Source organism: Bifidobacterium sp. LH_491, from assembly GCF_056356495.1.
The window spans coordinates 1858873-1882379 of the sequence record NZ_JBKEUI010000001.1 but is presented as its reverse complement, the minus strand read 5'-3'; the positions used below and the strand labels follow the sequence as shown (position 1 = coordinate 1882379).

At 57.4% G+C, this 23507-nt stretch carries 13 protein-coding genes; 7 read left to right on the top strand and 6 right to left on the bottom strand.

What is annotated here, in order from left to right; genetic code table 11:
- The first annotated feature begins 90 nt into the window (after positions 1-90).
- From ffh to trmD, 6 genes are all read left to right on the top strand, one after another.
- The gene (gene ffh / locus AC1AWK_RS07140) at positions 91-1722 is read left to right on the top strand and encodes a signal recognition particle protein (protein WP_476569344.1); all 1632 of its coding nucleotides are present in this window, start codon (positions 91-93) and stop codon (positions 1720-1722) included.
- A 124-nt stretch (positions 1723-1846) separates the two neighbouring features.
- Positions 1847-2842 carry an endonuclease/exonuclease/phosphatase family protein gene (locus AC1AWK_RS07135; protein WP_476569342.1) on the top strand — a complete coding sequence of 332 codons (996 nt, stop codon included), beginning with the start codon at positions 1847-1849 and terminating at the stop codon, positions 2840-2842.
- A gap of 235 nt (positions 2843-3077) precedes the next feature.
- A complete protein-coding gene (gene rpsP, locus AC1AWK_RS07130; RefSeq protein ID WP_476569340.1) occupies positions 3078-3536 on the top strand; it encodes a 30S ribosomal protein S16 in 459 nt (152 codons plus the stop codon).
- 2 nt (positions 3537-3538) lie between these two features.
- Positions 3539-3772, top strand: coding sequence for an RNA-binding protein (locus AC1AWK_RS07125; RefSeq protein WP_476569338.1), 234 nt, complete (start codon positions 3539-3541; stop codon positions 3770-3772).
- 14 nt (positions 3773-3786) lie between these two features.
- Positions 3787-4407, top strand: coding sequence for a ribosome maturation factor RimM (gene rimM / locus AC1AWK_RS07120; protein ID WP_476569336.1), 621 nt, complete (start codon positions 3787-3789; stop codon positions 4405-4407).
- Positions 4408-4576: 169 nt separating this feature from the next.
- Positions 4577-5518, top strand: a complete 942-nt coding sequence (trmD, locus tag AC1AWK_RS07115; protein WP_476569688.1) for a tRNA (guanosine(37)-N1)-methyltransferase TrmD — start codon at positions 4577-4579, stop codon at positions 5516-5518.
- A 38-nt stretch (positions 5519-5556) separates the two neighbouring features.
- Here trmD and AC1AWK_RS07110 read toward each other — a convergent pair whose 3' ends face one another.
- The 6 genes from AC1AWK_RS07110 to rpmB form a co-directional block, all read right to left on the bottom strand.
- Positions 5557-6090, bottom strand: coding sequence for a hypothetical protein (locus AC1AWK_RS07110; protein WP_476569334.1), 534 nt, complete (start codon positions 6088-6090; stop codon positions 5557-5559).
- Positions 6091-6260: 170 nt separating this feature from the next.
- Positions 6261-16808, bottom strand: coding sequence for a Spy0128 family protein (locus AC1AWK_RS07105; protein ID WP_476569332.1), 10548 nt, complete (start codon positions 16806-16808; stop codon positions 6261-6263).
- 40 nt (positions 16809-16848) lie between these two features.
- Complete coding sequence (locus AC1AWK_RS07100; RefSeq protein ID WP_476569330.1) at positions 16849-17841, bottom strand: vWA domain-containing protein; 993 nt, start codon at positions 17839-17841, stop codon at positions 16849-16851.
- Positions 17842-18371: 530 nt separating this feature from the next.
- Positions 18372-18992, bottom strand: coding sequence for a 16S rRNA (guanine(966)-N(2))-methyltransferase RsmD (gene rsmD / locus AC1AWK_RS07095; protein WP_476569328.1), 621 nt, complete (start codon positions 18990-18992; stop codon positions 18372-18374).
- A gap of 23 nt (positions 18993-19015) precedes the next feature.
- On the bottom strand, positions 19016-21346 hold the full coding sequence (locus tag AC1AWK_RS07090) for an ATP-dependent DNA helicase RecG (RefSeq protein WP_476569326.1): 2331 nt from the start codon (positions 21344-21346) through the stop codon (positions 19016-19018).
- Positions 21347-21415: 69 nt separating this feature from the next.
- A complete protein-coding gene (gene rpmB, locus AC1AWK_RS07085; RefSeq protein WP_476569324.1) occupies positions 21416-21610 on the bottom strand; it encodes a 50S ribosomal protein L28 in 195 nt (64 codons plus the stop codon).
- A gap of 853 nt (positions 21611-22463) precedes the next feature.
- Between rpmB and AC1AWK_RS07080 the strand changes: the two genes are divergently transcribed.
- Positions 22464-23507 (top strand): PfkB family carbohydrate kinase, encoded by a 1044-nt coding sequence (locus tag AC1AWK_RS07080; protein ID WP_476569323.1) that lies wholly within the window; start codon positions 22464-22466, stop codon positions 23505-23507.

The window sequence follows — 23507 nt, the reverse complement described above, 5'->3', positions numbered from 1 at the left end:
GCTTTGAGCAGCTGCCGGCGTAACATGTCATCTTTGATTTCGCCAGCCGCGGCCCGCTTTTCCGACGCGCCGATTAGACTGGAGAGCATTATGGCAGCATTTAGTTCTTTGACAGATAGACTCTCGAACGCCTTCCGGCATTTGAAGAGCAAAGGTAAACTTTCCGAAGCCGATATTGACGGCACCATACGCGAGATTCGCCGCGCTCTGCTCGATGCCGATGTGGCACTTGACGTGGTGCGCGCCTTCACCGGTCGCGTGCGCGAACGTGCGTTGGGAACCGAAGTCTCGCAGGCACTGAACCCGGCGCAGCAGGTTGTCAAGATCGTCCATGACGAGTTGACAGATATCCTCGGACAGGGCGTGGACCGCCCTTTGAATTTTGCGAAGAAGCCGCCCACCATCATTATGCTGGCCGGTTTGCAGGGTGCTGGCAAAACCACACTTGCCGGCAAACTAGGATACTGGCTGAAGGATTCCGGTCACACACCGCTGTTGGTCGCAGCCGATCTGCAGCGCCCCAACGCCGTCACCCAGTTGCAGGTGGTGGGCGAACGGGCGGGCGTTCCGGTGTATGCGCCTGAAAAGGGCGTGCAGTCCGATGGCGGCGACGCAGTTTCCGCTCCGGGCCTTACCACCGGCGATCCGGTGCAGGTGGCGCGCGACTCCATCGCATTGGCACAGCAGAAGTTGTATGACACGGTAATTATCGATACCGCAGGCCGCCTGGGTGTGGACGCCGAGCTTATGCAGCAGGCCCGCGATATCCGCGATGCCGTGCAGCCTGATGAAATTCTGTTCGTCATTGACGCCATGATCGGCCAGGATGCAGTCGCCACTGCCAAGGCCTTTGACGAGGGTGTGGACTTCACCGGTGTGGTCCTGTCCAAGGTGGACGGCGACGCTCGCGGCGGTGCGGCGTTGTCCGTGGCCAGCGTAACCGGCAAGCCCATTCTGTTCGCTTCCACAGGTGAAGGCCTGAAGGATTTCGAGGTCTTCCATCCCGATCGCATGGCCTCCCGCATCCTCGACATGGGCGATATTCTCACCCTTATCGAACAGGCGCAAAAGCAGTTCGATGAAGAGGAAGCCCGCAAGGCCGCTGAGAAAATGTCGCAGGGCACATTCGGTCTCGACGATTTCCTCGATCAGCTGCAGCAGGTCCGCAAGCTTGGTTCGATGAAGAGCCTGCTGGGCATGATTCCCGGTATGGCACAGCATCGCAAGGAATTGGAACAGTTTGACGAGCGCGAGATCGACCGCACCGAAGCTATCATCCGTTCCATGACCCCGGCAGAGCGACGCGATCCCAAGATTATCGATGGCTCACGCCGCGCCCGCATCGCCTATGGTGCTGGTGTCACCGTCTCTCAGGTCAACGCCTTGCTGCAGCGTTTCGAGCAAGCTGCCAAAATGATGAAGCGTATGAGCAACCGCGCAGGCGGCGGCATTCCCGGTTTCGGCGGCCCGGCCACAGGCGTCAAGAAGAACGGCAAGAAGTCTAAGAAGAAGGGCTCCAAGTCCGGCAACCCGATGAAGCGCGAGGCCGAAGAGCTCGCATTGCGCAACAAATTGGCCGGCAAAACCGGCTCGGCTGCCGGCTCGGCTTTCGTCAAGAAACCTCAGAATCCGGCATTGCCTGCCGGACTGCAGGATATGCTGGGAGAAAACGGCGAATTGCCGCCGAACCTCGGTGGCGGATTGAGTGGCCTGCTGGGCTGATCAGTCCCATTTCGTACCGGCAAAATCACTGCTGCCGGCAGAACGACCATCGTCGCGCAATGCCGGCGGCATAACACGGGAGATGCCGCCGGCATTGATGTATAGATGATCATGGAGGCATCCTATGGTTCTTTGGATATGCGCTGTACTGCTGTTGCTGATGGTTCTTTGGACGCTGTTGCGATGGCTGCCAGCCGGATGGGATGGCCACGCTCCTTTGCCATACCTCATCGCACTGATTCCTTTCCTATGGATGCCGAACGCCATTATTGCCCTCATTGCACTTGCACACCATGCACCAGCACTGACGGTCGCGGCATTGCTGAACCTGCTATGGCTTGCCTTATTGCGACTGCCGCATTACCGAGGCGTGCTTGCAAGCCGAGCCGATACGCACGAAACCACCGATGACCACCCCACCATACGGGTGATGACGCTGAACTGCCGTTTTGGACGCGCTCAAGCCTCAGATATTGTGGCGGCAGTACAGCAATATCAGGTGGATGTACTCATGTTGCAGGAGCTCTCCGAATCACTGCTACAGCAGCTGCACGAATGCGGACTTACCGACCGTCTCGCCCATCAGGCCCGCGGACGCAGCACCGCCACCGACAACGGTGGTTTCAATGCGGTATGCTCACGACTGGAACCATCATCGGCGACATCATCCATCATCGATATGCCTGCCGCCGAAGTACCCGCTCTGACGGTCACATTGCCCGCCGTCAGACAGCCGGTCACCTTAGTCAGCGTTCACCCCAAATCGCCGATGCGAGGATGCAAAGATTGGTCTGCAGGCATTCGTCGGATAGGTGAGCTTACCCGCACCACCGCCGGGCAGTCGCTCATCGTGGCCGGTGATTGCAATTCCAATACCAACCATCCCAGCTTCCGCGCCATGCTTGCGGCAGGTCTGCGTGATGCCAGTCTGGTGATTGCCCATGGCACTACGAGAACGTTCCCTTCATGGATGGCATGGCCTCGCATCGAGCTTGACCATGTGCTCCTCTACGGACCGATTCAACCGTACGACATCGCCACCCTGCCCATATCAGGCAGCGACCATTTGGCCATACTGGTGACGCTCGCCGTCGACAGTTCCTCTCCGCAGCAGGTGTAGTCGGACGACATTAGGGTGGGGATACATCCCCGATACGCGCATGGTTGTTGACACGACTTGCATCAATACGCACAAGGTGTTTCGCCCTATCCACCCCTATGAGTTATAATGACGCAGTTATTCATGTGCGCAGAGCCCTCTAATCCTGTGTGACATGAGGAACGCGTGGGTTCTCGGTTGAAGTGCCCCACACAAAATCGAAAATCCACATCCCTAAGTAACAAGGAGAGCCATCTTGGCAACCAAAATTCGTCTGAAGCGTATGGGTAAGAAGTTCTATGCCTTCTACCGTGTGGTCATCGCCGATTCCCGCAACAAGCGCGACGGCAAGTCCATCGAGGAGATCGGCATCTACGATCCGAACAAGCAGCCCTCGCTCATCCAGATTGATTCCGAGCGCGCTCAGTACTGGCTTGGCGTCGGCGCTCAGCCGAGCGAGCCCGTGTTGAAGCTCCTCAAGATCACTGGCGACTGGCAGAAGTTCAAGGGTCTGCCGGGCGCGGAAGGCACCCTGAAGGTCGCGGAAGCCGGCCCGGATGCCGCCGCTCGTGTTGAGGCCGCCGAAAACCAGGCGCAGAAGCTGAAGGCTGCGAAGTCCGAAGCTGATGCCAAGGCTAAGGCAGCCGCCGAAGCTGCAGCCACCGAAGCCGAGGAAGCTCCGGCTGAGGAAGCCCCCGCAGAGGAAGCTGAGTGATCATGCTCGCCCAAGCTGTGGAACACCTCATCACGAACATCGTTGATTTTCCCGACGATGTGTCCGTTAAGTCTCATGAGAATGCACGTGGCGAGCTGATTCGCGTGCGTGTCAATCCCGAGGATATCGGTCGTGTTATCGGTCGTAGTGGCCGTACCGCGAATGCCATTCGTACCGTGGCCCAGGCCCTGTCTGACCACAAGGTGCGCGTCGATATCATGGACGTCCGTCGATAGGCAGGGTTCCTAGCGTGGTGCGTCAACAGCATGCGGACGACCCTCAGCAGATTGAACTGCTGAGGGTCTGTCGTATTGGTCGCGCGCAGGGGCTCAAAGGCGAAGTCAATGTGCGTCTTTTCACGAGCGAACCCGAAGAGCGGTTCGCTCCCGGTTCGGTGCTCTACACCAAGGATGGAGCCCAAACCTATGTCGTTGCCCATTCACGGACCTTCAAGGACCGTTGGATCGTCAGCTTTGAGGGCGTTGCCGACCGCAATGCTTCAGAAGCGTTGAACGGCTTGGAACTCTACGGCGAAGCTGATGACGCCGAAGCCATGCTGGATGACGACGCCTGGTACCCGAAAGATTTGGTGGGCCTGCAAGCGCGGCTTGCCGACGATAATCAGCTGGGACTGCCAGCCGACCAGGTTATCGGTACCGTGGTTGATGTGTTGGATGGCCCGCAATCATTGCTGAAAATTCGCCGACCTGCACAGCAGTCCCCCGCAGCAAACGACGAGATGGACCATCAGGAACCGGAAGCGGACAACACTGCGCTGGTGCCGTTCGTCGAGCAATTGGTGCCAGACATTGACCTGGATCAGGAATATCTCACCATAGACCCGCCAGGTGGGCTTATCCCCTGGCTGTGATCACCTGCGGCCATGTTGGCATCGAGGCGACCCACAGCATCGCACCGACAACCATACGCGCAAACCCACCGACCGCGGCAATACGCACCATGACACACTCATGCAATCCGCCGTGGTACGGCTCATCACCACCCACCACCAACATCGTTACCTGGAGTATCGCAACAGCATGGATATTGACATCGTTTCCGTATTCCCTGAATATTTCGACGTTCTGGGCCTGAGTCTCTTCGGCAAAGCGCAAAGCAAGGGGCTGGTACGGGTACAAGCACACAATCTACGCCAGTGGACGCATGATGTGCATCAATCCGTGGATGACACTCCGGTCGGAGGCGGCGCAGGCATGGTGATGAAGCCCGAGGTGTGGGCCGAGTGCCTTGATGACCTGCTGCAGGATGAATTGCTACGAAACGAGCCACTCGGCGGCCAACAGGACACGTGCTCGGCACCCGCCGACAAGACAATAGCCGATACCACCGCTGAGGGCGATATTGTGCCGGAAAATACCATATCGAATATCCCCGCGCCCCCCGATGCCACTTCCAGCGACATCACGTCAGGCAATACCGTACTCATTCTCCCCAACCCTTCTGCTCCTCTGTTTACTCAACGTGACGCTACCGCATTGAGTCATGCCAACCGCCTAGTCTTCGGCTGCGGCCGCTATGAAGGATATGACGCACGTATCCCCATGTACTATCGCGATCGGGGCATCGATGTGCGCGAATATTCCATCGGAGACTACGTACTCAACGGTGGCGAAGTAGCGGTATCAGTGATGCTCGAAGCCATTACCCGCCTGCTGCCGGGATTTATGGGTAATCCCGATTCGATTGTGGAAGAATCCTACACCGGCGGCAATGCGCTGCTGGAGCACCGTCAGTACACCAAGCCGGCCACATGGCGCGATATCACAGTTCCCGAAATTCTCCTCTCCGGCGACCATGGCAAAGTGCACCGTTTCCGCCGAGACGAGGCGCTCACACGCACACATGAACTGCGACCTGATCTTATCCAACGCCTGAACTGCAAAACCTTGGATAAAGCCGATCGCAAAACATTGATGGCGCTGGGATGGGAGGTATCCGGCGAACACCCCAGACGTATGTAGTTCATCGCAGCACCATCGGCAATACTGTTGCGCAAGCCTTACGCAGTAAGCTGCTGGTCCTGATCTGTCCCAGCATGCGACACTCTTACACACGATTCCAGCTCGATGATGCGCCGCTCCAGCTCGCGCAATCGAGCCTCGTATTCGACAATCAGAGAGGCCTGATATTCCAATCCCAAGAAAGCGTCTGCCGGCACAGCGACACGGTCGTTACGGCGTTCTGAACGCCTCTGGTGACGCAGACGCAAGGTACGCGAAGAATCCACATCTACATTGACGTATCCACAACTTTCCGTCCATACGCGATGCGACACTTCACCAGAGCCAGATTCCTGTTCGCACTGCTCTCTTACCGGTTCGGAACCATACTTATGCCATGGATGGTCAGCCTTCCAACGAGCAATGCACCGTTCGATGCGCTTGTACCCCATCAAGCTAACGGGCATGCCTGCTTCAGCAAAAATCTTGGTCGGCGATTCCCCCCGCCAATAGCGACGCATGCACTCGTGACGGAAATCATCCGAGTAAAAAATACGTCCTTGCACCACCGATTTCACCGCCGGTAGTGACATCAAATATTCCCTTTCATCGTCAGTGAACGTTCCCCGCTTCATCTATGTATCCCCATAATCGATTGTGTGCGAAAAATCTCGCGTCCACCACGAACCACGTTACATGGTGGACGCGAATTCAATTGTTGTTTCGTCAATACGACCGTAAAGCTGGCGCGTATAGTTACCTGTTACCGACGACGACCATATCGTTTGCCGGTCGCACCCGCAGCCGCGGCAAGCAATCCACACAACAGCACCGGTACAATGGCGGAACCTGTATCAGCCACTGTGGTGGCTCCAGCTTCGTCATCCTCCTTACGTGCCTCACCGTTACCTACCGAATGCTGTTCAGAAGGCTCATCGTGCTTCGGCACATAAGTATTGGTGAACACAGCGCCCGTTATGCCATCGCCGTAACTGACAGTCGCGCTCAAGCGACCCTGCTGTCCAACATCAGCCACTGTTACGGTAATGACATACGCCAAGTCGTCATAGGTCATACCTTCGACGTTCCCAATCTCCTGTGTCAAAACATAGCGGTACGTACCGACACTAGTCAGCATGATGGGCTCAAACATGATGACGCCCTTGCTGTCATTCGTCACCTTGCTGGTATCGCCCTGGGCACCGATCGGCATCGGCGCGCCCTGGTCTCCCTGCAGGACGAAGCTGAACTCGCCGGACTGCAACGCCTTGCCCGACAAACGCACTGCACCGCTCACTTGCACCGAGGTAGCCAATGGCTCGTAGAAGTTGGCGAACGTCATGGTGTCCACCTCAACATTGGCGTGCACATTCGCTTCCCCCTGCTCGGCATTGTCCACCAAGAACACTCGCCACGACACTTGCAGCGTGCCGTCACCGTTATCAGTGACCGTGGCCACCGCTTCGTAGGTGCGCGCGTCATACACCACGCCCGTATGATGGTCGTTGAGCTCGCCGATCAGATAACGGTATTCACCGGTTTGCGTGAACTCAATCGCCGGGAAGTCAGCGCTGCCGTCGGCGTTGTTCGCCGCCGTCCACACAGTGTCGGCAGAAGTCTCGTCCACCATGCGGAAGTTGAACTCGTCTTCACGCAAATCACGACCGTCAATCATCGTCTTTACCGGCACGCTCGCGGTAACGCTGCTCGACACCGGCTGCACCGCATAGGTGGGATCGAACACGAAGTCCATGCCGTTCTGCGCCGCATTGCTGGACGCAACCTTGGACACGGTTATCGTGCCGTCGCCGTTGTCACGCACCGACACCTGCACGGTTTGCTCGCTCGGCTGCATGGTGACGCCAGTCACTTGCCCCGTCGCGGACACCGTATAGGTGAAGGTCTTCTCGCGCGCCTCGGACCCGACGTTCTTCTTCGTTCGAGTCGCCGACTCACCGAACACATTGTGCATGGTGTAGGTAATGTCACCGAAGTTCACCGTACCGGATTCATCACTGATGGCTGTGGTCTGCGCAGGCATCGGCGCACCTTGCGAGCCGGCAATGGTGTACGTGTATCGACCTTGGATGGCCGGCGGATTGTCGCCAGACTGCACATGCAGCTGCTCCAAACCGACAATGTTCATGGTCTGCGTAGCCGAGGCATCAGCACCGTACTCATTGACCAGCGACACCGCATCCGCACCTTGCGGATAGCTCACCGCTGCGCTCAACGTGCCATTGCCGTCATCCGTCACCGACACGGTGAGCGCCCCGGCACCAACCAGCGCGGTCACACCCGCAGGCAACGCGGCAGTGTCTTCCGCAATCGTGTACTGGTACTCGTACACAACCTGCGAGCCTTGCGCACGACGGGTGGCGATTCCATTGGCAACATCGGCGTTCAGCTGCTGCAAGCTGTAGGTCATCGGCTGGAACGTCACCGCTCCAGGCTGGCCATCGGCGGCAGCGGCGTTGGAAGCCGTTTGCACCGTCTCGCCCTTGGCGTTGCGGAGGGTGAATTGGAATTCACCGGCCTGCATTGCACGACCAATCAGCGTCTTGGACACAGCGAACGGTGCCGATGTGTCATCGCCCAGCGACGCCGAGCTCGCCGTATACGTATTGGCGAAGGTCAGATCAATCGGCTGATCGGACAACGGTGAGGACTTCGACGCGGTAACGTTCGATACCACTTCGCCGTCCACCGTGGTCGCCACCTGCAGCGTGCCCTTGCCGTCATGCGACACGGCAATCGACACCGTGTACACATGGCCACTGTTCGCATAGCCCGTAGCCGTCGGCGCCTTGCTTTGGCGTACCGTGAACGTGTACGTCTTGCCGGCATCCGCCAGAGCGAAGCTATGGCTCAGGGTAATCGGCAACGTGCTCGTGCTGGTGTTGCCATCGGCACCGCCCAGCGAGGCCGCACCGGCGGTGAGCACCTGCCCATCGGCTCCCAGCAGCGTCTTGGCGTCCTCGTTCGTCGGCTTCACCGCAAACTGGTACTGGCCTTCGTCGATAGCGCGGCCGGTCAACGTATTGACAATGCGCATGCCAACCGTTTGGTCGTAGTTCACCGTACCGGCGCTGTACTGGTTCGTAAACGTGCCGTCCTCAACCTTGGCCGTGGCGGACATCGTGCCGTCATGGTTGTCGACCACATTCACCGTCACCGTGGCCGTGTGCGTGTCATACGCCACGCCCATGTTGTCGCCCTTGGCTTGGTTCACTTCGTACACATACGTGCCCACACGGTGATATTCCATGCCGCCAAAGTCGAACAGTGCCGTCTGACCGTCGCCCTCGGTGGGTTCGGTTACCGTCGTGGTGGCGCTTTGTGGCATCGGCATATCCTTCGCGTCAATGGCCTCACCGGCGGCGGTTTCGCCGCTCTTCGCCGTCAAGGTATATGTGAACGCGAATGCGTTGGGCTTCCAAGCCGTGCCCTTCAGCAAGGACGTCAGCACGAAGTTGGTAGGCACCTTGTCTCCGGTTTGCGCCGAATAATGGTTGACGAACTGGAGATTTGCCGTGCTGCCATCGGTAACTTCACCGTCGCGGCGGGTGCCGTTGTCGACGGTGTAACCCGCTTCGGCCGCCTCTTCGAAGGTGTACGCCGTACCGGTGGGCAACCCCGTAATGGTGACCGAACCTTGATGACCCAAGGTAATCGTGTTTCCGTTGCTGACGGTGCCGCTGATCTGCTGCTGGCCATCCACCGTGCCGGTGTAGGCATATGCGCCGGTCAAGGCTTCACCTGCAGCATCATGCAACCCTACCGTAATGGTGAATCGCTTGGCAGTATCCACAGCCGTGCCATCCTGCGGATCGGTTTCGATGGTGGTACCCACCGTCACGGAACCGGCACCGACACGGGTGGAGACGACGTTGCTCTTAAGCTGCGGGTCGATGTCGCGCGGCGATTCGTTCGTATCGTTCGCCGCCTGGTCGCGAGCCACGTTCATGGTGGCGCGGGCCACGTTGTCGATACTACCGCCCGTGGCGTCCTCGTTCACCTTGGCACGGAACGTTACCGAACTCGTGGTTTCGGGGCTGATGCTGCGCACCGACCAACGCACGGTACGTTCCTGAGCGTTGTACGTGCCATCATCGGAGGCATCAATATACGTCAGGCCTTGCGGCAACGTATCTTCCACCACGGCATCGGAACGTCCGGTGCTGGAGTTGCGGAACTTCACCGTGTACGTGACGATATCGCCCACATGCGCTTCGCCTTCGGCGCGGCTGACGCCCTTGGGCGAGGCTACGGCTGCCGATACCGACGGCACGTTGACATATACCGGGTCGGTAACTTCCAGGTCGGATGCGCCCGCATACGATTCGCCTTCCACATCTACCAGCGCTTGGCTCTTCAAAGCCGTGGCCGTGGCCGCACCCTCGGCGACTTCCACTTGGAAGGACACCGTGCCGGATGCCTCGGCAGCACAATTGGGCAGCGTCCAGGAAACCACACGACTGTAGGAGCCGGCCTCATTTTCGCGCGATTGACCGCCGTGCGTAATGCTGCCGTCAACAATCGACAAACCGTCGGGCAAGCCAACCAGCACGTCCACATCTGCCGGAATGCTCTCGCCAGCCGCGTCCATCGCCGTGTTCACCCATGTCACCGTGTAGGTGAGCTTGTCACCTACGCCAACCATGTGGCGATTCACATCGATGGTCGAGGTTTCCTTGTCGTCCTCGCCAACGAAGGTCTTGGTGATCTGCTCCACGTTCTGCGGCGTCTGATAGGTGTTGGTGAAGGTCGAACCACCGTTGTCGGTGGATTCGTCGGACACCTGCACGCGCAGCTTGCCATCCAGCGGATCGGACACAGTCACCATATAGGTAAACGCGTGCTCATCATAGGTGATGAAGCGCGATGCCTGCGCGGGCTTGTCCTGCGTCACCGACACCTGATAGGTGCCCGGCTTGGTGAAGTCAAACGCACCGTCGAACACTACCGCACCGGTCGCCTGGTTCACGCCGTGCAGTTCAGTAGTCCGCACGCCATCCAGGTTCGCCGTGTCGTCATACGGCGCAATCGTTGCCGTGTAGGAGAACTCTGCGGCTTGCAACGCCACATCACGACCAGTCAACTGCGAGGTAATCTTCGGCGCATTGTCGCCGTTCACACTCACGCTCGACGCCTTATACACGTTGGTAAACGCAGCAGTGTCGGTGGCCTTGGCGTCATGCTCGTCGGCAGCAGTACGGTTATCCACCGCGGTGCTGGCCGTAAGCGCGCCCTTGCCATCGTCGGTAACGGTTACCTTCACCGTAGCGACATGGCTATCGATGGTGACGCCGTTGCCGGACTTGCCGGTCTGCTCGATTGTGTAGGAGTACGTCTTGCTCATGGCGCCGCCCATGTCGTCTTTGGTGAACTGCATGGCGCTGAACGTGTGCTTCAACGCTTCACTGCCACCCTCGGTAGCAGGCAATGTTGCGGTCAGCGTCTTGCCATCTTCGGACAACGTCTCGTGCTCGCCAGCCTTGTTTGGCATTGGCGCTGAACCTTGAGCCTTGAGCTGCAAGGTCACTGTGTCGGAAGACTTCCACACACGCCCCTGCATGGCAACCTTGGCCTTCACCGCATTGACGGAAGACAACGTCACGTCGTCCGGACGGTAGTCGTTCTCGAAGTTCAGCGTGCCGTTCGGCGTGAATGCTTCACCATTCTTGAATACCGACACCTCACGCTTCAACGCATTGCTGCTGCCGTTCTTTGTGATCTTTACAACTACCTTGTACGTCGTCGTGTCATGCGACACCTTGGCCATGCTCTTCGGCTCGTGCTGCGTAATCGTAAACGTATACGTGCCGGCATGGCGATACGTGATCGTACCCGTTGTGAAGTTCGCAATATTGGCGTCGCCGCCGGTCGCGCTAGGCGTAACCGTCAGGTCATACACCACTGTGTTGCCTTCCTGGCTTTCCACCGAGCTGCTGGCGTTGTTGTTGCTGTTGTCGATGGTCGGCATCTCGTCCTTCGACAATGCCTTGCCTTCCGCGTCGACGCCCTCGACCGCAACGTGGAACGACATGCTCTCGTCCTTGGTGAAATTCCTACCGTTCAGGGTTTCTCGAATATTCTGGAAGCCCGTGACGAATTCGGTGGAGTACTTGTTGGTGAAGTCCAACGCACCCATCTTGACGGCATCCTGCGCGGAGGCCTTTGTGTCGATGCCATTGGAATCAACCACACGCACGGCATTGACATCCGTCACCGTTATCGTGCCATGCTGCTGGTTCTCCTGCACGGTGAACGTCACCACATAGCGGGCGTTGTCCGGAGAAACGCCGGCGGCCATGTCATGCCACGTATCTTCGAAGACTTCATACGAGAAGGTCTTCTCCAGCACACCGGGCTGGTCCGCCACCGTCTTTGCGCCAGACATATCCTTGTGGCCGAACGTGATGGTGCCGAAATCGTAGGTAGCCACACCATCTACAGGTGCACCGTTCTTCACAATCTTTACCGGCTTGCCGCCGTTGTCCTGACCGTCTTCAACCCCCTCGCCCTGCGGCAACGGAGCCGAAGCATCGTTGGCACGCCACATGAAGGAAAAGTCACCTTGCTTGAGCGTGTATGAGCCGGAGGAATCCGCCATACGCTTATGGCCGCCAAGCAGCACGTCGGCATCGTCGCCATACGTGGCGTCATGCGTTACCGCATACGCATCCACGAAGTCAGCAGACGTCTTGTCACCCTTGCCGCCATAGCGCACCTCGGCTTGCAGCTTGCCCATGCCGTTATCAGTCACGGTGATGGTCACCGTACCGGCGTGACGGTCATACGTCATACCATCCGCGCCATCAGCAATGTCGGCAATGGCCTTGTCGTTATGCGCGGTTTGATTGATGGCAAACGTGTACGTGCCCGCAGCCGTAATGCGCATCGTGCCAAACGAGAACGCCTGCCGCTTGCCTTCGGTGGCATCGGTAACCTTCACCGTGCCCAATGCCGCAGCGGCTGCGCGACGCTTGCTCGATGCCATGCTCACCACACCGTCCGCCACCGCCTGGGTGGTGGCGTCATCCTGCGGGGTCAGCGTGAAGGTCATGGATTCGCCGTTCCACATGTCACGCCCGTTCAGCGTCAACGTGCCACCAACGGAGGTCTTGCCCGACAGGCTTGCCGCATTGGCATGATACGTGTTGGCGAACGTCACGCTCGGCACGCCCTGCACTTCCTTACCGTCCACCTTCGTGTGGATGGTCAACGTGCCGTCCAGGTTGTCGGTGGCCCACACCAACACCGTATGGCTGGCAGTGTCATAGGTCACGCCCTGCGATTGAGTGCCGGCCGTCTGCGCATCATCATCGGCAGGAAGCACCGGATCCAACGTGTACGACAGCACCGTGTTGTTCTCCACATCCTGCTGCGTCATGGTGATGCCGGACAGCAGCGACTCCACTGCGCTCGTCGCCGTGCCATTCTGCTGGGAGGCCGCGCCGAAGTGCTTGGTCACGCTGTTCTTGTCGAATCCAGCACGCTGCATGTCGGACTTGGTACCCGTCACCGTGAACCCAAATTCACTGTCCTTAATGTCACGACCGGTTAACGTCTGCGACACGTGCACACCCTGATACGCCTGTTGCGCAATCGAATAGGTGTTGTGGAAGGTGTAGGCGCCATCCTGCTGGGTCAAGCCAGACACCTTGGCGGAAGCCTTCATCGTGCCGTCACCCTGATCGGACACCGTGTAGGTAATCGTGGCCGTTTCGCTGCTCTTAGCCACGCCCTTGCTCACTTCGCCCGCACCCTGCTCGCTCACCGAGTACACATACGTACCCGGCTTGGAGAACGTGAAGTCGAAGGAGAACGGCGCATACTTGCCTGCCGAAGCAACGGTATCCGACGTGGCGACCGTCTTGCTGGAGCCTCCGGTAATCGCTGCCTTCAATGCCGCTTCGTCAACGGTGGAGCCATCCACCTGCGGCTTGATGTCGAAGGTGAAACTGTCGCCGTCCTGCCACTGGCGCCCATCGATCACCTTATGGAAGTCCACCGTCGCACTCTTCGGCGCAACCTGGTACGTATTGGCGAAGGACGCCACCGCCTTGTCACCGTGCTGGTAGTCGGTCGTCTGGCCGTGCTTGGTGACTGAGGTGGTCGTATGCAACGTGCCATCACCATTGTCATACACATGAATGGCCACAGTTACCGGCTGGTCGTCGTACGTGTAGCCGCCGACGCCATCGTTCACTTCGGAAACGAGATACTCATACGTCTTACCGGCGTTGGCCTTGGTGAATGTCAGCCCCTCCAAGGGATACCGATGCACGGCACCAGCTTCACCGGCAGGCCAGGTTACATATTGACCATCCGCACCACCGTAAGGATTCGAAAAGGTCGCATCATCCTGGGGCACGCTCGGTGCGCCTTCGGTAATCGGCGTAATGGTGTACGTGAAGTTGTTGGCCTGCAGCGCACGTCCCGACAGCTTCACACTCATCACAATGCCTTCGTATGCCACATCAGCCGCGGAATATGCATTGGCGAACAGGCGATCGCCACTCGTGCTGGCCTTGGCAACCAACGTGCCATTCTCATCCGTCACCGTATACGTCACCAGATACTTGTGTCCGTCCACATTCCAGCCGCTGCCGGATTCAGTGGTCTGCCAAATCTGGAACGTATAGGTGCCAGGCTTGGTGAACCGCACGCCGGGGAACGTAACCTCACCGGTCTCACCGTCCTTCAGCGCACCGGTGGTTACGGCCTGATCCTCCCAAGCTGTAAACGAATCGCCCTTGGCAAGCTGCACCGACTTATCGTTCTTGGACATGAGCTTCATGCCCAGCTCGAACTTACCTTCGGCAGCATCATGTCCCGATACCTGCACCTGCGGGCGCAGCTGGTCATCCAAGCTCACCGCACCGGTAGGAGCGGCCTTATACGTATTTGCAAACGTCATGCCCTCCGACACCGGCTGGCCTTTAGCATCGTTCACTGTCACAACCGGGTTGGTCAGCCCATCGTCATCGTGACCCACCTGCACATGTACCGTGTACGTGCGGGTGTCATACGTCATGCCATTGAGCGTGGCATGCTCGGCGCTTACACCGCTAGGCACCACTTCACTTACCGTGTAATCGTAGTTCTTGCCAATGTTGGCCGTGCCATAAGTCAGGCTCTGCGACCATGCACCCGCGGTATCCACATCAACCACAGCCGAGCCATCAGCGAAGTTCTTCACCGAACGCAACGGGTCGGACGCGCTGTCATTGCTCGCGCTCGGCGCAATGCGCACCTGGAACTTGCCAATGCGGTTGTTCGGATTGCTGCCGGTTTCATCGATGTATTGCTTGACGCCCTTCACCGTGACGGTTCGCGTATTGTGCTGCGCGTCATCATAGGTGTTGGTGAAATCAGCCGAAAACACCGCCGTCGAATCCGACAACGACTCGTCGCGGAAAATAACCTGCTCGCCATCGTCCGTCTTAGCCAGCCACATCTTGGTATTGCTTACCTTCAGCTGGCCCGCGCCGGTATCAGTCACCGTCACATGCACAAAATATGCGGCATCGGAATAATGCATACCGGCCTTGGCGACGTCCGGATGACGCTCGCTGACGAAATAGTAGTAGTCTCCGGGCTGCGTATATTCCATTGCCTTGAACTTGAACGTGACTTTGTCGCCGCTTTGATGGCCGTCACCCTCATTGGAGACGGTCACGCTCTGCACCAGGTTTGCATCGGCCTCCGGAGCAGCTTCGCTCTTGGTTTCGGCAGCCTTACCCGCCTTGCGCAGATCAAAGGTGAACGATTCGTCCTTCGCCCAAGCGCGCCCAACAACCGTCTTGGTACCGGCGATAGCGCCATCCTGCAACGTTGCCGCAGCGGCGTGATAGGTACTGGCAAACGTCACCTGCTTACGCTCATTCGCCGACAGTACACCTGAAACACCGCCGGTAGGATCAACCGTCCAGCCTTCGCCGGGGTTGACCGCCTCCACGTGGTATGACGTTCCCGGAGTCGCGCCCACGATGGTGACATGCTGCCCATCCTTCATCGACAACGTGCCCACACCATTGACCACATGCAAGGTGTCCGTGCTCGACGAACCATCAGCGTTGTACAGCGTATACAGGTAATCGTCGGTTACGGCTTCGCGGCTATTGGCAAAATGCACCTGATATGTAAACCGCTTGTCCGCGTTCTTGGTGCCATTGCCCCAATCCACCGCGTTCGCAATGCTTAACATTCCCGGCAGCGGCTTGACCATGCGGCCATTGTTGCCCAACGACACCACAATGCGCTGCCCATCCCACGACGGCGTAGACACATACGATGCCGTGTTGGTCGGATTGCCATTGTCGGACTTCTTGGCGACGGCGTAATGTTCCATCAAATCGAATCGCGGTGTGCCTGCCTTCACTACGCACGAACCGGAACCGCACTCCACATGGCCGTCCAAGTGGCTGGACGCGTTGGCGGTAATCCAAATGGTTTTCTTCTGATTATCCGCATACACCGTGCGCGGATAATAGTAGGTGGCGCTGGGATCAAACTTCGTCGCCGGATGATTGGTATCCTGTGCCGTATACAGCTTCGTATCCTTGGCGAAATAATAGAAATCATTGCTGGCGGCAGGCGTAAACGAAGCCTGCGCTCCAGACTCACCATCCCCATACGTGCTTTCATAGAAGTACACATTGCCCTGCTGGTCGCTATGAGATGCAATGTACTGCTTCATTGCCACATCAGGAGAAGCCAGCGCATCCTGCACGCCATCTTGCAAGCCAACCGAATAGAATACGCGAATCGGATTTGCGGGCTCCAGCCCGGTGGTTACCTTCCCATCCTTATCGACAAACGCAGTATACAAGCGCATCGGCAGCAACGTATCGGGAATACGGACCGCAACCGTATCGCCCTGGCCGTTGTCATGATGCTGCACTGTGATATCCATCGTATTCAGATTGACATCATGCTCATATACAGGATTGCCCGACACCGTACCCGAGAAGGTATACGTATCGGTATTGGTTTTGCTATCCGTAGTCTTCTTGGGATTGTCGAATCGATGTCCGTACGCGACCACACTAGTGAAATTGTGTACGGTCATGTAGTCGCCAAGTTGATCGGTGAACACCACCTGCTTGGCTTCCGCGCCCGACGTAGAGGTCTGCGACAACGGCGAATTGGCTTCCGAACTTACCTGCGTCCAAATATTAGCGAATGCATCAGAAAGTTTATCCGCGTCTGCTGCCACGTAGTAGTAGTTACCTTTTTGCGATCGCGTTCCAAGATTCTGATACGAGATTGCGTTCGGATAATTACTAGAGACGCCATTCATATAGGCATTGAAACGATCACTTACATCGTCTGGGTTAGCCTTAGAAAACACACCCAATATACACTGAAACATCTTCATTCTTGAGAAGATGAGCTTGACTAATAGCCCCGTTAGCGACCTCAGCATCAAATGACGACGACGAGCTCGGATCCCCGTCGGTAAAGAAAATAACGGATTTGCGAGCGTCTTTCCTCACACCCACTAAGTCTCCATCACCATCAATCACACGTCGCGCCTGATGGAGACCATAATCCGATTGAGTCCCGCCACTTGCTTTTAGCTTCCTTATCACGTTTTTCAGGGATTCAACGTTATCGGTAAAATCAGAGACAACCTGCGTATAATTCTCACCAAATAAACCACCTTCGCGGTCATTGCCCACAGCATTCGTCTCGTCACCAGCAAACTTAACCAAGCTCACACGAACAGACGCTTTCGGCAACTCGCGATTATGCTGAGCAACTTGGTCTAGAAAAAGATTCACCGAAGATTTTAAAGCTTTCAACCGCGAAGCAGAACATTCAAACAAGCACGAATGACCATCCATGGTATAGTCCATGGAGCCGGACACATCCAGCACCAGCACGATATCCGTGGGGGCAGAGCTGCTGACTTCGCCGGTAAGCTTCTGTGCGGACGACAACGCCGACAATCCAACGGTGAAATCGCCCTGCTGCGAGGGCTTCACCGTCGTGCCGCCATTGATTTCATTGCCAGATACTGTGATGCCACCGTCCGATGCCGACACCGTTTTATCGGTCCATACACGACCGGTGGTGAACGTAGAACCACTCGGATTCATGGAATCCGACCACGTACCCGAGGTATCGGGATCGGCAACCATGGTGTCGTCGGCATGCGCAGACGGCACGGACACCAAGCCAATGGAGAGCACCATGGCAGCCGCGACGAGCAGCGCCCACAACCTTGCGCCCCCTTGTTTAACAGCACGATGGCGCGCATGCGGTCCCTCAACCGTAGACGCACCCCATATACGACGGATTTCTTGGCATACTTCAACCCAAGTCTTCATCGCACAAACCCCCTGTGTCGTTTTACTTGTAAAACGTCATACGAAACATCGGAACACTTTAGTCCTCATCTAGACGGGAGTTTATGCAGTATATATAAGAAACATTGCTATTTACATGAATTTTCATGGGGGGGGGGGTCGGGTAAAAACAGATTTTTTATATTTTGTCGAATTAATTGTCAATCATTTTTCGTCGCAAGCACACCCGAAAAATTGACACCATATCGAATTAGCAACTTCATCGTTTACGCATACCCTCATATCGACAATTACTTTATAAAAATCCCCCTAAACACCCCCAACAAACATAATATGCGCAAAACTTAAAAGCTCAACCTGAAAATATACCCCCTTCTACCACTAAAATATTGCAAGATAAAGCCTCTATCGGCGTGTCTGAAATACGAAATTTTACGTATTGACCCTACAGACAACGGACCTCACCCCCCCCCCCGCGATACCCCAACCTCCTCAGACAAACATCCTTATACCGCCAGCACACTGCCGACAAGTACAAGCGTCGATAGCTATTACGCCACGTTCAGATACCATACGGTGGTTTCGCCATAATCCCGCCGCTCCGCCACGGACCAACCTTGAGGCGGTTCCGGTGGCTCAGAACGAACCGACCGTTCCAACACCACCATGCCACCAGCCGAAACCACTCCAACGGCAGCCATATCGTGCAGCAGCATCTCACAATCCTGCGTCGAAACCGCATACGGCGGGTCGATGAACACCACATCAAAGGGCGATTCGCCACGCTCAGCGTTATACATCCGCACGAAGCGTTCCGCTTTGCCCCGTACCACACGCACCGACATCGACCCATCCCAGTTACCATGGCGACGCAACACCGCACATGTTCTGGCAATGAGCGCAACAGCGGAAGCAGACACCTCCACCTCTACGACATGAGAAGCCCCCCGAGACAACGCTTCAAACCCCAAAGCTCCGGTTCCAGCATATAGATCCAACACATGCGCGTCATGTAACACACCCCACGCATCCAAACGGGAAAATATCGCCTCTTTAGTACGATCCGTCGTCGGACGGGTACCCTCACGCGGCGTGGTCAACGCCACTGCCTTAAAACGTCCCGCTATCACTCGCATATCGCCACTGTATCGAGCGCGCCCGACGCGAAACACCGCCCCACGACAACGTCAGGCACTCAATGATGCAACAACATCGATTCGTTGCCGCGCATCATATCCAACACCGCTCCAGCCAACGGCACTTCACCGGTCAAATCAGGGTCATCTGCCAGCAACGCTTGCGCATAGCAACGAGCATCCTCAATAATCGCGGCATCCTGGACCACACGCAACAGTTTCAAGCTGGAACGTAAACCCGACTGAGCGTCCCCCAGTACGTCACCCGCGCCACGCAAGGACAAATCAGCTTCGGCAATCACCGCGCCATCCAACGATGACTCCACCACCTGCAACCGTTGCTGTGCCACACTGTCTTGAGGCGCGCAGGAAACAAGAAAAGCCCAGCTCGGCAAACCACCACGCCCCACACGGCCACGCAACTGATGCAATTGAGACAATCCATAACGGTCGGCATCAAACACCACCATGCACGTGGCCAACGGCACATCCACACCCACCTCAATTACCGTCGTTGCCACCAGCAGCGGGCACTCGCCACTCACGAAACGCTCCATTACCTCGCGTTTACGTTCATCATCATCACGACCCGTCAAGGTTTGCATCGCCACCCCGCGAAGCGCATCCAATCCAGACAAGCGCTGCAAAATCTGCGTCACCGAATGCAGCACGCGCGGCTCGGCAGCTTCTTCGCCACCACGCTCACCGCCCTCCGACTCGTTGCCAAACGCCACCACCGCAGACAATTCATCCTCGGCAAGCACCTCATCCCGCTCATCGTCATCAATACGCGGGCACACTACAAACACCCGTTCCCCCGCATCAATGCGCTGCCGCACATGACGGAACATTGCCGACATAAGGCGGGCATCATCCTCCCGCACCACCACCGTGCGAATCGGTTTGCGACCTCCAGGCAACTCCGTCAGCCACGACATATCCAAATCACCAAACCACGTCATTGCCGCCGTGCGCGGAATAGGTGTCGCCGTCATCACCAACACATGCAACGCCACCTCACCATACGCATCCAACGCCGCACGTTGCTCCACGCCAAAACGGTGCTGCTCATCAATAACCGCCAACGCCAAATTCGGCGCCTGGAACGAACGCGAGAACGCCGCATGCGTAGCAACCACCACGCACGGCTCACCACTGGCAATCGTAGCTAAAGCACGACGACGCGCCGCCAATGGCATACCCCCCATGAGCAGCACCACCGGCACACCATCGCCCACCATCTTCGATATCGACGCCACATGCTGCTCGGCCAACACTTGCGTCGGCGCCACCAACACCGCTTGATACCCCGAGCCAACGGCTTGCATCATGGCAGCAAGTGCCACCACCGTCTTGCCCGAACCAACCTCACCCTGCAGCAGCCGTCGCATGGGCCGTTCGCTCGACATGTCGGCAGCAATGGCATCCACCACCGAGCGTTGCCCATCCGTCAAGGCAAAAGGTAAATCAGCCAACATCGCATCGCGCGCCGCCGTCTGCTCACACGGTATTGCACGCCGCCCGTTGCTACGCAACCGCGACTGCACCAACGCCGTCTGACACACCAACGCTTCTTCATATCTCATGGTGCGCACACCATCATGAAAGTCCTTCACCGAAGGCGGCTCATGAATCGCATGCAACGCCTCGGCACGATGCAGCAGCCCCCGCTCACTGCGCATGGATTCGGGAATAATATCGGGCAATGCGCCGTCGCCCAAGGCCTGCAAGCATTGCACCACCGTATCGTGAATATGATCCGTGGAAATACGCGACGACGCATGATACACCGGACGCGGGCGACATACGCGCTGCAAACCTTCGGAAGCATCGCGCACATCGTAACGCCGCTCGCCGCGCGGCAACGCCTGCACCCCCGTCCCATCGATGGCATCTGCCAGTTCGCCGACATCCTCTCTACCACTCGCCGAACCGTCCATAGACGGCAGTACCGTCAACATGTCCGGATGGGTGAACTGCAACCGGTCTTGAAACACACTCGGCTCACCGGCAATCACCAACCGCATGCCCACATCCAAGCGGGAACACAGCCACTGCACATACTGGCGCTTGTAGGAGAAAAACACCAGGCTAGCCCGCGCCGAGCCCACCGGCGCTCCACACAACCCGGCATCCTCGACCAACACTTCGACGCGCGAACCATGCCGGGCCATAGGAGCCACCCGCACCTGCATCACGTCCACCACACATGCCATGCGCACACCGATCGACGCCTGCGACAACGCACGCATCGGTACCGGATCGGTCACGCGAAAAGGATAATACGTCAGAGCATCCTCAACCGTCACCACGCCCAATGACTTCAGCGCGCTCACACGGCGCTTGTTCGCCATAATCTGCGACAACGGGGTTTGCAAGGTAACGCTCATACTTCTCCAACATACACGAAAGCCCCGGAATCCTAGTGATCCGGGGCTTTAAGCGTGGTTTTCGCAATCTCACGCGGCGACGCGCTGAACCTTGCCCGCCTTCAGGCACTTCACGCACACGCGCAGACGAACGTTCTCGCCGTCAATCGTGGTGCGAACCGGCTGCAGGTTCGGACGGAAGGTGCGCTTATTGCGGATATGCGAATGCGAAACGGTGAAACCGGTCTGCGGTCCCTTGCCGCACACTGCGCAACGAGCTGCCATAATGGACTCCTACTATTCTTTGACTTGCAAGTCTTGTACTGTTCAAACGGCATGAGCAAACATGCGCCTGAACACACAACTACACAACTGTACAGCCACACAAGTACAAACGCAACCCTCTTGCGTGTTCTTAGAAAAGCCTCTACCACCACAGCACCACCTTGATAGTGGTCACCTATATTCTTCCACACGCTCCACGAACTGCCCAATATTAATGGAGTAAGTTCGGATAAGCAAGCGCAAGCTGTTCCACGCTATTCGCGCTCACCAAAACGACGTTATCATACACTTCGCCAGCCTCATCTACCGCACCTGGCAGAGACACCCCTCAACCGTATCCCAATATTCATATCTACGGAACGCCTGCGGAAATACCCGGGTTAGCTCCAACATCTAAGCAAAGCAGCACCTTGTCGGCTCTGCATGTTGGGCACGCCAACGCTTCGCATCACGCACAGCAGCGTCGTACTCTGCGTTCACCCCACCCGGACCCGAAGCACTTGTCCTGCTTTGCAGGCCCTGTTCCCGCTGACCACAGACGCTTGCGTAGACGACCCCTAAAAGTAATGCATAACATTACGTTTCGACGCAAGGAAGGAGGCTCGCAGACATGGCTGATATCACTACCGTTGCCGCTTATATTTTGCAGCAATGCGGAACCATGACCACTATGAAAATGCAAAAGATTGCATTTTATGCGCAAGCAGAGTTCATGGCACGTCATGCTCGCCCCCTTTTCGCCGACCCCATATCAAGCCCATCCAGTGCCGACCCTAAACGCCGGCATTCCCAGCGAACGCTCAACTTCTCACGATACAACATCGTATACACCATGTGCAGCAAGGAGGTTGGCATGAACGTTCGCTTACCGCACCATCCGCAACGTCAACACCAGGGCGAACCGAACGACCGCACCCCCACGGTTATTTCACTCGGACAAATCTGGGTCGACATCATGATGCAACTCGACGCCGTCCCTGAACCAGGCGCATTCGCTACTTCAAAACGCACATCGCCGACGATAGGAGGCAGCTATCCGGTATTGCTCGCCGCACGGCGCATGGGCTCACCGGCGAGCCACGCCGCCATCATCGGCAACGGCATGTGGGCGGATGTCATTCGCGAGCGCCTTGCAGCCAACGGCATCAGTCATATCGGACAGCATCGGGTCGACGCTGATTCGGGTTTTCGCCTAGTGCTGACCGATGGCGAGCGCAAAACATTTGTGGCGTCATATGGTGCGGAGTCGCAAGGTGAGGAAGATACGTTCAGCGCAATTGTGCCACGGCCGGGCGATGTGGTTCATATCAGCGGCAATACATTGATGGATCATACGGCCACCGGTCTAGACGCGTTCATACGCCGTCTGGACGTCAATCCCGACGACCGGCCGTATACGCTGGTGTTGAATCCGATCAACGCCCTGCAATTGGTCAGCGACCACATGTTGGAGAATTTGGTGCTTGCCCGTCCGTTGTGGTCATGCAACCGCCAGGAAGCTCACACGCTGGCCGCCCGACTGGGGGTGCATCTCACCGATAGCCAGCTCACTGTGGGTGGTAGTTTCGATAATGCCATGCGGCAGTTGTGCGATGATTTGGGCAGCGCGTTACGTGCACCGCTGGTATTACGCGCCGGCGCGAGGGGCGCGTGGGTGCGTCTTCCCGGTGGCGAAGTGAGCCATGTGGAGGGCTTCGAGACGAAGCCGGTGCATACGCGTTCGGCTGGTTCATGCCATACGGGTGCGTTGTGCGCGATGCTCGCTCAGGGCTGGTCGTTGTTGGATGCGGTGAATATCGCCAATGCGGCTGCGTCGTTGGCAATCGAACAGCATACGGATGGCGTGCCAAGATGTCCGAATCGCGACGATGTGATGGCGCTTGTCAACGCCCGGTAG